This window comes from Propioniciclava sp., from assembly GCF_047602245.1.
Lineage (GTDB): Bacteria > Actinomycetota > Actinomycetes > Propionibacteriales > Propionibacteriaceae > Propioniciclava.
This window is the reverse complement of sequence record NZ_JASGHT010000001.1, coordinates 1,188,889-1,202,026: the sequence shown is the minus strand read 5'-3', so window position 1 is coordinate 1,202,026 and position 13,138 is coordinate 1,188,889. Positions and strand designations below refer to the sequence as shown.

Sequence of the window (13,138 nt, the reverse complement as noted above, 5' to 3'; positions counted from 1 at the left end):
GGTGGATCGGATGAAAGCTCAGTCCGCGGCGTCGGCCTTGGCGAACTGCGCTTCGAGCGCAGCCACGTTGACATCCTCGGCCGAGACCAGTTTGGTGCCGTTGTAGACGTCCTTGTCGAGTTCGCCGTTCGCGTTGGCGACCATCATCGCGACGAAGGTGTCGCCGTTCACGTTCAGGAAGGTGCGGAAGATGCCGGCGAACCAGTCGACGGCGATCAGCAGGCCGACGGCCTCGAACGGCAAGCCCAGCGAGGTGGCCAGGAACATCGCCACCACCGGGAAACCGCCCGGCACGGTGATGGTGCCCATGTTCAGCAGAATCGCCAGCGCCATGCCCATGAAGATCTGCCCGACGCTCAGCTCGACGTTGCCCGACTGCGCCAGGAACATCACCACCAGCATGTAGTTGAGCACCGCACCGTAGGACCCCATGGTCAGGCCGACCGACAGGGTGAAGTTGGCCACCCGCTGGCTGACGCCGATCTTCTCGATGGTGTTCTTCAGCACGGTCGGGAAGGTGACCGCCGAGCTGGTGGTGGTGATCGCGATCAGGGTCTGCTCGGTGAGCTTGCCGGGCAGCAGTGCCGGGTTGATGCCGGTGCGCAACCACACCACCAGCACGAACAGCGCGGTGACGATGAGGACGCCAGCCAGCGTGGCCCCCAGGTACTTCAACCCGGTCGTCACGACGGCGATGCCGACCTCGCCGGCGATGGGCGCCAGCAGGCAGAACACGCCGATCGGGGCCAGGTGCATCACGAAGCGGATCATGGTGAGCACCACCTGCTGCACCTGGTCGAGCAGGTCAACGACCGCACGGTTGCCGGTCTTGCTCACGTAGCTGTTCAGCGCCACGCCGAACAGCAGCGAGAACACGATGATCGGCACCATCGCGGCACTCGACATCGCCGCGAAGACGTTGGTCGACACGAACCCGAGGATCGTCGCCTGCCACCCGGTCGCCGCACCCGCCTGGTCGGACAGCGACGGGTCGACGCCGCCGTCGAAGGTGATGCCGGCGCCGGGCTGGATCGCGGTGCCGAGCAGCCACGCCACGATGGCGGCGACCACAGAGAAGCCGATCATCCACTTGAACGTGCGGAAGGCCATCTGCCCCATGCCGGATCCGGTCATCGAGCCGGTCGCCACGATGACCGAGGTCATCACCAGGGGCACGATCGACATCTGGATCAACCGGATGAACAGGTCGCCGACGAACTTGATGTTGCCGGCCCAGTCACCGACGATGAGGCCGAAGACGATGCCGAGGACGGCCGCGCCGCCGATCTGCGCCGCCGGGTGTTTGAGGAATTTCATCACTGCCTCCGCAGGTGGTGGGGGAAGGTCCCGGTGGTCCGGTTGTTGCCTGACGCTACGAATGGCGTGTGATGCCGGTGATACGTCCGTGTTCCGATCTCGTGTCGGTGGCGGACGCCGGGCTGGCCGGTGTGCTTCCGGACGCCGGACGCCGGCCCCTGGCCCCTGGACCCGGACGCCGGGACGCCGCGACGCCGGAGCCCCTCGACCCGCGCGGCGAGGAGGCCGGTCGGTCCGCTGGCATACTGGCGCCCATGACCACCGAATCCGCGCCGGACGCCGCCCCGCGGCGGGCCGAGCGTCGGCGCGGACGCGGGCTGCTCATCTCGGGCGTCCTGTGCCTGGTGCTCGGGTTCGGCGGACTGGGCTGGTCTGCCTGGGATCTGTTCTGGAACCCGCTGGTCGACCCCGGCGTGGCCGCCGCGCAGGCGTCCGGCCTGCGCGAGGAGTGGGCCGCACCTGCGGAAGCGGCCCGTCCGCTGCCCGGGGACGCGGTGGCGCTGCTGCGCATCCCCGCGTTCGGGGCGGACTTCGAGCAGCCGGTGCTGGCGGGCACCGATCAGCGCACCCTGAAGAAGGGGCTCGGCTGGTACGCCGGCACCGCGGCGCCCGGCGAGGTCGGCAACTTCTCGGTGGCGGGCCACCGCGGCGCCACCGGGCCGTTCTCGCGGATGCACGAGCTGAAGGCCGGCGACGAGGTCGTCGTGGAGACCCGCGAGGCCGTCCACACCTACCGGCTCACCAACGACCCCGCCGAGACCACCGTGATGGATACCGACACCTGGGTGATCCAGCCGGTGCCCGGACGCCCCGAGGTGAAGCCCACCGAGGCGCTGATCACGCTGACCACGTGCAACGACCTGTTCCGCTCGCCGCGCCGGATGATCGCCTTCGGGGTCCTCGCCGACACCCGGTCCAAGTGAGGCCGCACGCTCTCCGGGGGACCGGTACGCGTCACGACACCGGCGAACACCCGCGCGTGGAAGGCATCGCGGGGCACTAGGCTCGGCGGCATGTCCGACCGCGAGCAGCTCATCACCCACATTCTCGATCTGGCCGTCGTGCACGGCCGCGTCACCCTCGCCTCGGGTCGCGAGGCCGACTATTACATCGATCTGCGCCGGGTCACCCTCGACGGTGCCGCCGCCCCGGTGGTCGGACGCGTGATGCGCGAGCTGGTCGCCGACTGGGACTTCGAGGCCGCCGGAGGCCTGACCCTAGGCGCCGACCCGGTCGCCGTCGCGATGCTGCACGCCGCGGCCGCCGCGGGCGAGCGCCTGGACGCCTTCGTCGTCCGCAAGGCGAGCAAGGCGCACGGCCTGCAGCGCCAGATCGAGGGCACCGAGGTGGCCGGACGCCGCGTGCTCGTCGTCGAGGACACCTCCACCACCGGCGGTTCGGTGATGCAGGCCGTCGAGGCCGTGCAGGCCGCCGGGGGCGAAGTGGTCGGCGTGGTCACGATCGTCGACCGCAACACCGGCGTCCGTGAGCGCATCGAGGCCGCCGGCCTGCCCTACCGCTACGCAGTCGACCTCACCGACCTCGGTCTCGCCTGATCCGGACGACCGGCGGCGCCGCCGCCGGTCGCGAGGCAATCTCGCCCGTCCGCCCCATGTTTTCTGTCAGGGGGAGGGGTTAGGGTGGCCAGCATGGAGTTCCTGCCCATCATCCTCGTGGTCATCCTGCTGGTCGCCGTCGGCGGTGTCGTGTGGGCGATCGGCGCCTACAACGGGTTCATCAAGCAGCGCAACCTGATCCAGGAGTCCTGGCGCCAGGTCGACGTCGAGTTGAACCGGCGCTACGAGCTCATCCCCAACCTGCTCGAAACCGTGCGCGCATTCGCGGCGCACGAGCGCAACACGCTCGAGGGCATCGTCCGGCTGCGCACCCAGGCGCAGCAGCTGGCCTCCACCGAGCGCGGCGCCGTCCCGTCGGCGCAGCGCGCCCAACTGGAGGAACAGCTCACCAGTGCGGTGCGCGGCCTGATGGTCAGCGTCGAGGCCTACCCCGAGCTGCGCAGCAACCAGAACTTCCTCGAGCTGCAGCGCCAGCTCGCCGAGACCGAGGACCGGATCGCTGCGGGCCGGCGCTACTACAACGCCAACGTGCGTAACTACAACACCCGCGTCGAGTCGGTGCCCTCCAGCCTGATCGCGAACTCGTTCAAGTTCGAGAAGGCCACCTATTTCGAGGTGAACGAGGCCGAGGTGCGGCGTGCGCCCGAGGTGAACTTCGGCGAGATCAGCTACCGCGGTGACGCGCCGGGTGCTCCTGCGGTCGGCGGTGGCCAGCAGCCCGGGGCACTCCCGGCGCCGCAGCCCCCGCAACAGGTGCCGTACCAGGCTCCCGCGCCGCAGCAGCAGGCGCAGCCGGCCCAGCCTCCGTTCCCGCAGGCGCAGCAGCCCTACCAGCCGCCCAGCTACGGCTCCCAGGCGACCCCGCCGCCGTCCAATGAGCCCTACCGTCCGCCGAACTACGACGCCCAAGGCTGACCTGGAGTGACCACGTACCCCACGCCCGCACCGTTCGAGTTCGCGAAGGTGCGGTGGATCTACTACGGCCTGATGGTGGGCATGTTCACCGCCTCCATCAGCCAGACGATCGTCAGCCCGGCGATCCCACGGATCATCTCCGACCTCGGTGGCGTCCAGTACTACGCCTGGCTGTCGACGATCGTGATGCTCACCTCGGCGGTGATCACCCCGATCAGCGGCAAGCTCGCCGACATGTTCGGCCGCAAGCGGTTCTACGTGATCGCGCTGGTGGTGTTCATGCTCGGCTCGATGCTCTCCGGTGTCGCGCAGAGCTTCACCTGGCTGATCGTGTCCCGCGCCTTCCAGGGGATGGGCATGGGCGTGATCATGGCGCTGTCGCAGACGATCCTGGGTGACGTCATCCCGCCGCGCCAGCGCGGCCGCTATGCGGGCTACATGGGCGCGATGATGGGGGCGGCGCAGGTGGCCGGCCCGCTCATCGGCGGCGTGGTCACCGACGCCTTCACCTGGCGGGTCCTGTTCTATATCAACCTTCCCGTCGGCCTCGCGGCGCTGTTCCTGATCGTGCGGTTCATGCACGTGCCCGAACTCGACATTCCGCGCACGATCGACTACGGCGGCATCACGACCATGACGATCGGCGTCACCGCGGCGCTGCTGGGCATCAGCTTCGGCCCCGACCGGGGCTGGCTCGACCCGCTCGTCGTCGGCCTGCTGTTCATCGGCGTGGTCGGGCTCACGTTGTTCGTGATGATCGAGCGCCGTGCCGCCGAGCCGATCGTGCCGATGTACCTGTTCCGCAACTCGATCTTCACCTGGTCGGTGATCGCCGCCTGCCTGATGAACGCTGCGCTGATGGTGCTGATCATCTACACGCCGGTCTACGCCCAAGGCGTCCTGGGGGTTACCGCGACGGTGTCGGGGCTGATCCTGATCCCGATGAACGTGGCGCTGTTCCTGATGGGCGTGGTCATCGGCAACCTGGTCACGCGGACGGGGCGCTACAAGTCCTTCATGGTGGGCGGTGCAGCCCTGGTGATCCTGGCGTCGATCCTGCTGCTGCGGCTCGACAGCCATTCGTCGCCGTGGGAACTGGGCGGCTACACGCTGCTGTTCGGGCTCGGTACGGGCATGACCTTCCAGCTCTACACGCTGGTGGTGCAGAACGCGGTTCAGCGCCGCGACCTGGGCCCGGCGACGGCGTCCCTGCAGTTCTTCCGCAACACCGCCAACACCCTCGCGACCGCGGTGGCCGGCACGCTGATGACCTCGCATCTGGTGCAAGGCATCGACGCGCGGATGACCGACGAGGTACGCGAGCACCTTCCGCCCGAGGGTCTCGACCCGAACGTGGTGCTCAACCACGATGCGCTCCTCGCACTCGCCGAGCCCGTCGCGCAGGTGCTCAAGCTGGCGCTGGCCGAGGCGATGCACGGCGTCTACCTGCTGCTGCCGTTCCTGGGCGTCGTGGTGCTGGCCGCCACGCTGGCGATCCGCGCCATCCCGCTGCGGGACTCGTTCGAAGGAACCGAGGAACGCGGTCTCGAGGCCGCCACGCGCAGCAATGCCGACCCGAATACCATCCAGACCGCGGCGGCTCATCACGCGCGCGGCAAGGAGCGGATGATGGCGGCCCACCTGATCCTGCTGGCCGATCACGCCTCGCGTGGCGGCAACGAGATCCTGCGTGCCGCGGTCGCGGAGTTCGGCGGGGGAGACCTGGCCCGGGGCGTCCGGTTGCTGCATTCGACGGCGACGATGCTGCTCGCCGAGGATCCCGACGTCATCGACGAGCATGAGCGCTTCGCGGTCGAACTGTCGGCGCTCGGACGCCGCGAGCAGATGCTGAGCCCCGGGCTCACCGCGCGCCTGGACGACATCGCGACCCGGGTGGCGGCCCGGGCCGCCGACGTGAACGAGCCCTCGCCCGCCACCGAACCGCGGCTGGCCAGTGTGGAGGGCGTCGACGTCCGGTCGCTCAACCGCGCCGTGTGGATGCTGGACACGGCCTTGGTGGCGGACGCCGCGGCCCGCTACTGGCTGCTCGACGACGAAGACGAAACGGACGCCGAGTCGAGAGGATGACCCGACCATGACCGCGATCGATCTCAATTCCGATCTGGGCGAGAACGTGCCCGACCGGGTGGTCGGTGACGACGAGAGCATGCTCACGATCGTGACCAGCGCCAATGTCTCCTGCGGCTACCACGCCGGCAGCCCCGAGGGCATCCGCGCCACGTTGACCGCCGCCGTCGCCAACGGCGTCACCATCGGGGCCCACCCCGGCTACCGCGACTATGAGAACTTCGGCCGGCGGCCGATGGAGGTCGGTTCGGCCACGCTGCAGGCCGAGGTCGAATACCAGCTCGGCGCACTCGCCGGCCTGGCCAGCGCGGTGGGCGGCCGGGTGCGCTACGTGAAGCCGCACGGCGCGCTGTACAACACGATCGCCCGCGACGAACGCCAGGCCAAGGCGGTCGTCGCCGCGATCAAGGCCTTCGATGCGACGCTGGTGATGCTCGGCCTGGCCGGCGGCGTCGCGCTGGACGTCGCCCGGGCCGCGGGCCTGGAGGTGGCCGCCGAGGCGTTCGCCGACCGGGCTTATGCTCCGGACGGGCAACTCGTCTCGCGCACCCAACCCGGGGCTGTCCTGCACGACCCGGCCGTGGTGGCCGAGCGCATGCTGCGGCTGGCGCACGAGGGCGTCGTCCGCGCGATCGACGGCACCGACGTCGCCCTGTCGGCGCAGTCGATCTGCGTGCACGGCGACAGCCCGGGATCGGTGGCGATGGCCGGCGAGATCCGCCGTCTGCTCGAGGACGCCGGCGTGCGGATCACCCCGTTCGTGCGCTGAGGCGACCCGGTCGTCCGGGGTGGAAGGGGCTCGTCAGCGCCCGGACTCGATCGCCTCGCGCTGGTCGGAGTAGCGGTCCTCGATCTTGCTGAAGCCCCAGGAGGCCAGGATGCCGAGCACCAGCATCACCGCGCAGAACGCCAGGAAAATCCCCAGCCCGAGGCCGGCCTTGTCGATCGCCTCGGCGGTGAACACCACGGTCGGAAAGATGGCCAGCGACGAGCCGGCCACCATGCCCAGGATGAAGTGGTACATGCCGGCGTAGTGCGTCTCGAAGGCCCAGTTGGCGGCCTTGGCGAACAGCACCACGCACAGCGCGAGACCGAGGAACAGCGGGATGAACACGACGGGGTCGAAGTCCTTGATGCCGTCGGTCATCTTGGAGTAAAGACCGAAGTAGATCAGGAAGTTGGACGGGCTCATCCCGGGCACGATCACGCCCAGGCCGATCAGGGCGCCCGAGCCGAGCCAGACCGGGATCGACGGCGGCACCTGCAGGTTGAGCCCGCCGCCGGCCATCATGATCGCGAAGATCACCACGGCCGACACCGCGAGGATCACCAGGTGCTTGGTGGCGCGCCCGTTCTTGCCGGCCTGACGCCACAGCGACGGGAAGGTGCCGATCACGAAACCGATGAACAGGCAGACGAAGGCCGCCTCGTAGCGTTGGAATGCCGCCGACACCGCATAGGAGAACAGCACCACGCCGACGATGCCGCCGATGCCGACGGGAAGGAAGTAGCGCACCTGGGTGACGAAGTTCTTGAACGGGTTGGCCAGGAACTTGATCAGCGGGTCGTAGATCTTGAAGATCACCGCCAGGACGCCGCCGGACAGGCCGGGCAGGATGAAGCCGATGCCGATCGCGATGCCCTTGAGCAGGCGCACCAGCCAGGCGCCGATACCGCGCTCGTCGGGGAGTGTGGCGTTCGCCGGGTTGGGGCGGTCGGGGGTCTGGTCGGTCATCCGTGCTCTCTCGATTGGGTCCAAGTCCGTCGTTCAGGGTACAAGGCTAAGGTTGCGGCCCATGAACGAGTCCGACGACCCGACCGCACCCACGGTGGGTGTCGGGTCGCACCCGCACCCCTGGCCGGACGATCCGCGCCTGGACCCCGGTCTGCTGGAGCAGGGCGACCGGCGCAACGTGATCGACCGCTACCGCTATTGGCGGATGGAGGCGATCGTCGCCGATCTCGATTCCCGCCGCGCGCCCCTGCATGTCGCGATCCAGAACTTCGAGCACGACTTCAATATCGGTTCGGTGGTGCGCACGGCCAATGCGTTCAACGTGGCCGGCGTCCACATTCTCGGACGCCGCCGCTGGAACCGGCGCGGGGCGATGGTGACCGACCGCTACCTGCGCGTCCACCATCACGCCGACGCGGACGCCTTCGCCGCCTGGCTGGCCGAGCGCGGCATCACCCCGGTGGGGGTCGACAACCTGCCCGGCTCGGTGCCGCTGGAGGCCGCCGAACTGCCGCGTTCCTGCTGCCTGGTGTTCGGCTCCGAGGGCCCCGGCCTGACCGAGGAGGTGGTCGCGCGGTGCGCGCGCCTGGTCGCGATCAGCCAGACCGGCTCGACCCGCTCGCTCAACGCGGGGGCGGCCGCGGCGATCGCCATGTACCACTGGACCCTGCAGCACGGCGAGGGTGAGCGCTGGTTCCGCGGGTAGGATCGCCGCCATGAGCCAGCCCACTCCCGCGCCACCGGCAGGCCCCGCAGGCCCCGGCGCGGACGGGTCACCGGCACCGGGCCTCGCGCCGGCGACGGCGTCCGCCCCGCGCTGGACGCCTCCGCCGCGGGAGGCGCTCGACTTCCCGGTCTTCTACGACCCGGCACCCGCCGTCGCCTGGTGGCGGGGGCACCGCCGGGTGATGATCGGCCGGATCATCGGGCTGGGCATCTCGGCGGTGATCTGGGGCGTCATCGCCTGGTTCAACCGCGACAACCTCGACACCGTCTTCTGGGTGATCCTGTCGGTCAGCCTGGCGATCACCCTGGTCACCCTCGTGGTCGCGATCGTGCGCACCGTGCGCGCCAAGCGGGCGGTGAAACGGCTCAACGAGGGCCTGGCGCTCGGCATCGGCCGCGGCGGGCTGCACCTGGACACCTACCTGGCCTGGGAGGACGTCGACCATCTCGTCGCCGTCCCCGGCGGTGGGCGCGGCAGCGGACGCCTCATCGTGGTGGCCCGCAACGGGGCCTGGCGCGAACTGCCGATCGACTGGCTCAGCCATGCGCCGTCCGCCGTCGACGGGGCCGTCCGTGCCCTGTCCGGCAACCGGTTCCGGATCGACCTCGATCCGCTGGACGCCTGAATCTCCACCGCCGACGACGCCCTCACTAGGGGGCGGGCGGTGCGGCGTCCACCACCTGGATCGAAGATGGCACGCGCGCCACCGTTTTGCGGTTGAATGGTGAGTGTTCGTCGCCGAGCACCCACCAAGGAGTGACATGCCTATTGCAACACCCGACGTTTACGCCGAGATGATCGACCGCGCGAAGTCGAAGGGCTTCGCCTACCCGGCCATCAACGTGACCTCGTCGCAGACCCTCAACGCGGCCATCAAGGGCTTCGCGGACGCCGGTAGCGACGGCATCATCCAGGTCTCGACCGGTGGCGCGGAATACGCCTCCGGCCAGAACGTCAAGGAGATGGTGACCGGTGCGGTCGCCCTCGCCGAGTTCGCCCACGTGGTGGCCAAGAAGTACTCGATCAACATCGCGGTGCACACCGACCACTGCCCCAAGGACAAGCTGGACACCTACGTCCGTCCGCTGCTCGAGATCTCCGCCGAGCGCGTCCGCGCCGGCCAGGATCCGCTGTTCCAGTCCCACATGTGGGACGGCTCGGCCGTTCCGATGGCTGAGAACCTGGACATTGCCGAGGAACTGCTCGCCAAGACCTCCTTCAACAAGCAGATCCTCGAGATCGAGGTCGGCATCGTCGGTGGCGAAGAGGACGGCGTCGCCCACGAGATCAACGACGAGCTGTACTCCACCGTCGAGGACGGCATGGCCACGGTCGCCAAGCTCGGCCTCGGCGAGAACGGCCGCTACCTGACGGCGCTCACCTTCGGCAACGTGCACGGCGTGTACAAGCCCGGCGGCGTCAAGCTGCGTCCCGAGGTGCTCAAGGAGATCCAGGACGCCGTCGGCGCCAAGTACGGCAAGGACCGCCCGTTCGACCTGGTCTTCCACGGTGGCTCCGGCTCCTCGCCGCAGGAGATCGCGGACGCGGTCAAGTACGGCGTCGTGAAGATGAACGTCGACACCGACACCCAGTACGCGTTCACGCGTCCGGTGGCCGACTGGATGTTCAAGAACTACGACGGCGTCCTCAAGATCGACGGCGAGGTCGGCAACAAGAAGACCTACGACCCGCGCGCCTGGGGCAAGACGGCCGAGGCCGCGATGGCCGCGCGCGTCGTCGAGGCCTGCGAGAACCTCGGCTCGGTCGGCACCCACGCCTGATCCGGTCCGCTTCTCGCTGACAAGCACGCGGCGCCCCGTCCTCTGCGGAGGGCGGGGCGCCGCCGCGTGTGCGGACGCCGAGCGCCGCGGGCGGTGCGGGCGTGCGTTGGCGGTGCGGCCGGCTGAGGTCAGGATGGTTGACGGTCGGCGATGCCGAACGACAACCCGGGCAGCCCTTGGACCATGCCCCAGTTCGCGAACGAATCCCACAATGGAGCGAGCAGGCGTCCGGCCATGCCGAAACGGCGCCGGCCCGCGGTGCGGGTCAGCTCGGTGCCGCCCGGCGCGGGGGTGCAGGTGAAGGTGTCGTACAACAGCGCCTGGCCCGCGTGCGGCGGATCGAGCATCTCGGCGATCCAGGTCACCGTCTCGATGTCGCCGGTGCGTTCGTGCTTGTGGTGATAGCGCAGGGTGAGGGTACGGTCACCGCGGCGGTGCCGGATCGTCTCGCCGTCATCGCTCAACTCCGACTTGGCCGGATCGGCCGCCCACAGCGCCAGCGTGCCCGGCTCGGAGAGCACCCCGGCCACCAGCGACGGCGGCGCCGCCACGAAGATGCGGGCGCGGTGCGCGCGGGCCGGTGCCGCCAGGATGCGGTCGTCCACGGCCACCCGCTCGGTCGAGTACAGGTCGTCGGAGCCCTGACGCAGCTCGGGCACCAGCGATTGGGGCAGGACGCCGTCGGTGCCGACCAGGCGCCGCACCGTCGCCGAGGGCTCCTTGAGCAGCGCGATCAGCAGGCCGAAGGTGTCGGGGGCCTTGGACGCCGCCGCGATGAGCTCCTCGGCACGCGGGGTCGCCGGCCAGGTGCCCTCGCCGAGCTCCCGGATCGTCAGCGGCGGCAGATCGACGGTGTCGCCCACCGCCAGGACGTCGCGGACGCGACGGCGAGCGGACGCCAACGTGATGCCATGGCGTCCCAGCAGGCGGGCCGCCGACCCGCCCAACAGGAACAGGCCCAGATAGAGGTGAGGCAGGTCGATCTCGGCACAGCCCAGGCGTGCCGCTTCGCGCGAGGAGGCGTGCGACCACAAGGCGGGCAGCTTCACGCTCACGAGGTCTCCCTTCTCCCGGTGAGGTTTGTGCGAGCCTAATGCGCGGCCCACCGGCGGGGGTGGGTCCGTCTCACGGCTGCGGCGGGGTGAACGGACGCGACGGCACCGTCGGCACCCAATGCATCGAGACCGCGAGCGCCAGCGAGGCGAGCACCAGCCCGCCGGCCAGCGCGGCCACCGCCGGCCAGCCACCCGACGACCAGGCCTGCCCGGCCAGCGCCCCGCACGCCGAAGAGCCGAAATAGTAGAACGCCAGATAGAGCGACCCGGCCATGCCGGTGCCGCGGCCCTTCGCGGCAGCCCGCGCGGTCACCCACCCCGAGGTGGTGCCGTGCGCGGCGAAGAACCCGAAGGTGATCAGCATTACCCCGGCCGCGATCGTGGGCAGGCTGTCGGCGAGCGTGAGTGCGACGCCCGCGCCGAAGACGAGCAGCGACAGCGGCACCACCGTCCGGGAGCCGTGCCGGGCCGCGAGGCGTCCGGCCAGCGGGGAACTGAACGAGCCCACGATGTAGGTGACGAACACCACCGAGGCCGCGCCCACGCCCAGCCCGAACGGCGGTCCGACCAGCCGGAACGCCAGCCCGTTGAACGCGGCCACGAAACCGCCCATCGTGGTGAAACCGATCGCGTACAAGGTGAGCAGGCCACGGTCGGCCAGCATCCGGTGGGCATTCGCGCGCAACTCGTCGTGCCGCAACGGCGTCGGCTCGAACCGCAATGCCGGCGGCAACAGCAGTCCCAGCACGACCGCGATCAGCAGCGCCATCGCGCCGACCGCACCCAAGGCCGTCCGCCAGCCGAACCACTCGGCGACCAGCCCGGTGAGCAGCCGGCCCGACATGCCGCCGATCGCGGTGCCGCCGATGTAGAGGCCGGTCGCGGCGGACGCCCACGCGGGCGCGATCTCCTCGCGCAGATAGGCGGCCGCCACCGCGGGCAGGCCCGCCACCGCCAGCCCGACCGCCGCACGCAACACCAGCAGCAGCACCCACGAGGAGGCGAACGCCGACCCGATCGCCAGCAACGCCGCCGCCAGCAAGGTGAGCCGCATCAGCGCGAGCCGGCCCACGGCGTCCGACAACGGGCCGTAGAACAGCAGCGCCACCCCCATCGCGACCGTGGTCACCGACAGCGACAACGTGGACGCCGCCGGCGTCACCTCGAAACCCGCCGCGAGCACCGGCAGCAACGGCTGGGTGCAATACACCAGCGCGAACGTCGCCAAACCCGCCAGGAACAACGACACGGTGATGCGCCGGTACTGCGGGTCGTCCGGAAGCCACCCGCCATGGCTGGACGCAGGGATGGGCACCATCCCATCCTCCCACCGCGACCCGTCCCGCGGTGACCTTCGCTTCGCGGCCTCCGGCCCCGGGACGCGTAGGCTGGGGTGCATGTCGGACGATGCGCGCACCCTGTTGCTGGCCCCCGCGGTGGGGCGCACCGAGCTGCCCGAGGACCCCGCACTGGCCGAAATCCTCGGTGGCGACCAAGGCGACTTCCTCGAAATCGTCTCCCGCCATCCCGACTCGTCACTGGGCTGGGCGCTGCTCGCCGAAGGCGCGCTCAGCGCCGAATCGCTGCAAGGCGACCTGAGCGCCTACGCGTTCGCCCGCACCGGCTACCACCGCGGCCTCGACGCGCTGCGCCGCGCCGGCTGGCGGGGGACCGGGCCGATCCCGTGGGCGCACGAACCCAACCGGGGATTCCTGCGGGCGCTATGGGCGCTGGCCCGCGCCGCGCAGCGGATCGGCGAGACCAGCGAATACCAGCGCTGCGTCGACTTCCTGGCCGAGGCGTCCCCTGAGGCGCATGCCGAGCTGACCGCGCTGGCCCAGGCCGACGAGCATGCGCGTGGCAAGCGGCGCAAGCGGCGCTGAGGCGTCCGCACCTCGTCGATGAGAGGCCGGATCGGCGTTGCGGGCGCCCATCGGCTAGAA

Annotated in this window: 13 protein-coding genes; 9 read left to right on the top strand and 4 right to left on the bottom strand. The window is 70.0% G+C overall.

Features of this window, described 5'->3' with window-relative positions:
* Window positions 1-18 precede the first annotated feature (18 nt).
* On the bottom strand, window positions 19-1,317 hold the full coding sequence (locus QM708_RS05905) for a dicarboxylate/amino acid:cation symporter (RefSeq protein WP_415105362.1): 1,299 nt from the start codon (window positions 1,315-1,317) through the stop codon (window positions 19-21).
* Between the two features lie 254 nt (window positions 1,318-1,571).
* Here QM708_RS05905 and QM708_RS05900 point away from each other — a divergent pair, with 254 nt between their 5' ends.
* From QM708_RS05900 to QM708_RS05880, 5 genes are all read left to right on the top strand, one after another.
* Window positions 1,572-2,240: a class E sortase gene (locus QM708_RS05900; RefSeq protein ID WP_415105360.1), complete on the top strand. Its 669-nt coding sequence runs from the start codon at window positions 1,572-1,574 to the stop codon at window positions 2,238-2,240.
* Between the two features lie 90 nt (window positions 2,241-2,330).
* Window positions 2,331-2,873, top strand: a complete 543-nt coding sequence (gene pyrE / locus QM708_RS05895) for an orotate phosphoribosyltransferase (protein WP_415105357.1) — start codon at window positions 2,331-2,333, stop codon at window positions 2,871-2,873.
* 93 nt (window positions 2,874-2,966) lie between these two features.
* A complete protein-coding gene (locus tag QM708_RS05890; protein ID WP_415105354.1) occupies window positions 2,967-3,809 on the top strand; it encodes a LemA family protein in 843 nt (280 codons plus the stop codon).
* Window positions 3,810-3,815: 6 nt separating this feature from the next.
* Window positions 3,816-5,897, top strand: coding sequence for an MDR family MFS transporter (locus QM708_RS05885; RefSeq protein ID WP_415105351.1), 2,082 nt, complete (start codon window positions 3,816-3,818; stop codon window positions 5,895-5,897).
* Between the two features lie 7 nt (window positions 5,898-5,904).
* Window positions 5,905-6,666, top strand: a complete 762-nt coding sequence (locus tag QM708_RS05880) for a LamB/YcsF family protein (protein WP_415105348.1) — start codon at window positions 5,905-5,907, stop codon at window positions 6,664-6,666.
* A gap of 33 nt (window positions 6,667-6,699) precedes the next feature.
* Here QM708_RS05880 and QM708_RS05875 read toward each other — a convergent pair whose 3' ends face one another.
* Complete coding sequence (locus QM708_RS05875; RefSeq protein WP_415105345.1) at window positions 6,700-7,632, bottom strand: DUF368 domain-containing protein; 933 nt, start codon at window positions 7,630-7,632, stop codon at window positions 6,700-6,702.
* Between the two features lie 61 nt (window positions 7,633-7,693).
* On the opposite strand from QM708_RS05875, the gene QM708_RS05870 reads away from it, so the two are divergent.
* The 3 genes from QM708_RS05870 (at window position 7,694) to fbaA (ending at window position 10,140) form a co-directional block, all read left to right on the top strand.
* The gene (locus QM708_RS05870) at window positions 7,694-8,338 is read left to right on the top strand and encodes a TrmH family RNA methyltransferase (RefSeq protein ID WP_415105343.1); all 645 of its coding nucleotides are present in this window, start codon (window positions 7,694-7,696) and stop codon (window positions 8,336-8,338) included.
* 10 nt (window positions 8,339-8,348) lie between these two features.
* Window positions 8,349-8,984, top strand: coding sequence for a hypothetical protein (locus QM708_RS05865; protein ID WP_415105340.1), 636 nt, complete (start codon window positions 8,349-8,351; stop codon window positions 8,982-8,984).
* 136 nt (window positions 8,985-9,120) lie between these two features.
* The gene (fbaA, locus tag QM708_RS05860; protein WP_415105337.1) at window positions 9,121-10,140 is read left to right on the top strand and encodes a class II fructose-bisphosphate aldolase; all 1,020 of its coding nucleotides are present in this window, start codon (window positions 9,121-9,123) and stop codon (window positions 10,138-10,140) included.
* 128 nt (window positions 10,141-10,268) lie between these two features.
* On the opposite strand, the gene QM708_RS05855 is transcribed toward fbaA, so the two are convergent.
* Together QM708_RS05855 and QM708_RS05850 are read right to left on the bottom strand one after the other, a co-directional pair.
* Window positions 10,269-11,195 carry a Clp protease N-terminal domain-containing protein gene (locus QM708_RS05855; RefSeq protein ID WP_415105334.1) on the bottom strand — a complete coding sequence of 309 codons (927 nt, stop codon included), beginning with the start codon at window positions 11,193-11,195 and terminating at the stop codon, window positions 10,269-10,271.
* A 70-nt stretch (window positions 11,196-11,265) separates the two neighbouring features.
* Window positions 11,266-12,513: an MFS transporter gene (locus QM708_RS05850; protein WP_415105331.1), complete on the bottom strand. Its 1,248-nt coding sequence runs from the start codon at window positions 12,511-12,513 to the stop codon at window positions 11,266-11,268.
* A 79-nt stretch (window positions 12,514-12,592) separates the two neighbouring features.
* On the opposite strand from QM708_RS05850, the gene QM708_RS05845 reads away from it, so the two are divergent.
* Window positions 12,593-13,078 (top strand): DUF3151 domain-containing protein, encoded by a 486-nt coding sequence (locus QM708_RS05845; protein WP_415105328.1) that lies wholly within the window; start codon window positions 12,593-12,595, stop codon window positions 13,076-13,078.
* Window positions 13,079-13,138 lie beyond the last annotated feature (60 nt).

What these genes read in the sequence shown, in the direction of transcription:
- QM708_RS05875 (WP_415105345.1), bottom strand. Translation starts at nt 7,632, where the DNA reads ATGACCGACCAGACCCCCGACCGCCCCAACCCGGCGAACGCCACACTC.
- QM708_RS05850 (WP_415105331.1), bottom strand. Translation starts at nt 12,513, where the DNA reads ATGGTGCCCATCCCTGCGTCCAGCCATGGCGGGTGGCTTCCGGACGAC.
- QM708_RS05845 (WP_415105328.1), top strand. Translation starts at nt 12,593, where the DNA reads ATGTCGGACGATGCGCGCACCCTGTTGCTGGCCCCCGCGGTGGGGCGC.
- QM708_RS05900 (WP_415105360.1), top strand. Translation starts at nt 1,572, where the DNA reads ATGACCACCGAATCCGCGCCGGACGCCGCCCCGCGGCGGGCCGAGCGT.
- QM708_RS05865 (WP_415105340.1), top strand. Translation starts at nt 8,349, where the DNA reads ATGAGCCAGCCCACTCCCGCGCCACCGGCAGGCCCCGCAGGCCCCGGC.
- QM708_RS05870 (WP_415105343.1), top strand. Translation starts at nt 7,694, where the DNA reads ATGAACGAGTCCGACGACCCGACCGCACCCACGGTGGGTGTCGGGTCG.
- QM708_RS05905 (WP_415105362.1), bottom strand. Translation starts at nt 1,317, where the DNA reads ATGAAATTCCTCAAACACCCGGCGGCGCAGATCGGCGGCGCGGCCGTC.
- pyrE (WP_415105357.1), top strand. Translation starts at nt 2,331, where the DNA reads ATGTCCGACCGCGAGCAGCTCATCACCCACATTCTCGATCTGGCCGTC.
- QM708_RS05880 (WP_415105348.1), top strand. Translation starts at nt 5,905, where the DNA reads ATGACCGCGATCGATCTCAATTCCGATCTGGGCGAGAACGTGCCCGAC.
- fbaA (WP_415105337.1), top strand. Translation starts at nt 9,121, where the DNA reads ATGCCTATTGCAACACCCGACGTTTACGCCGAGATGATCGACCGCGCG.
- QM708_RS05890 (WP_415105354.1), top strand. Translation starts at nt 2,967, where the DNA reads ATGGAGTTCCTGCCCATCATCCTCGTGGTCATCCTGCTGGTCGCCGTC.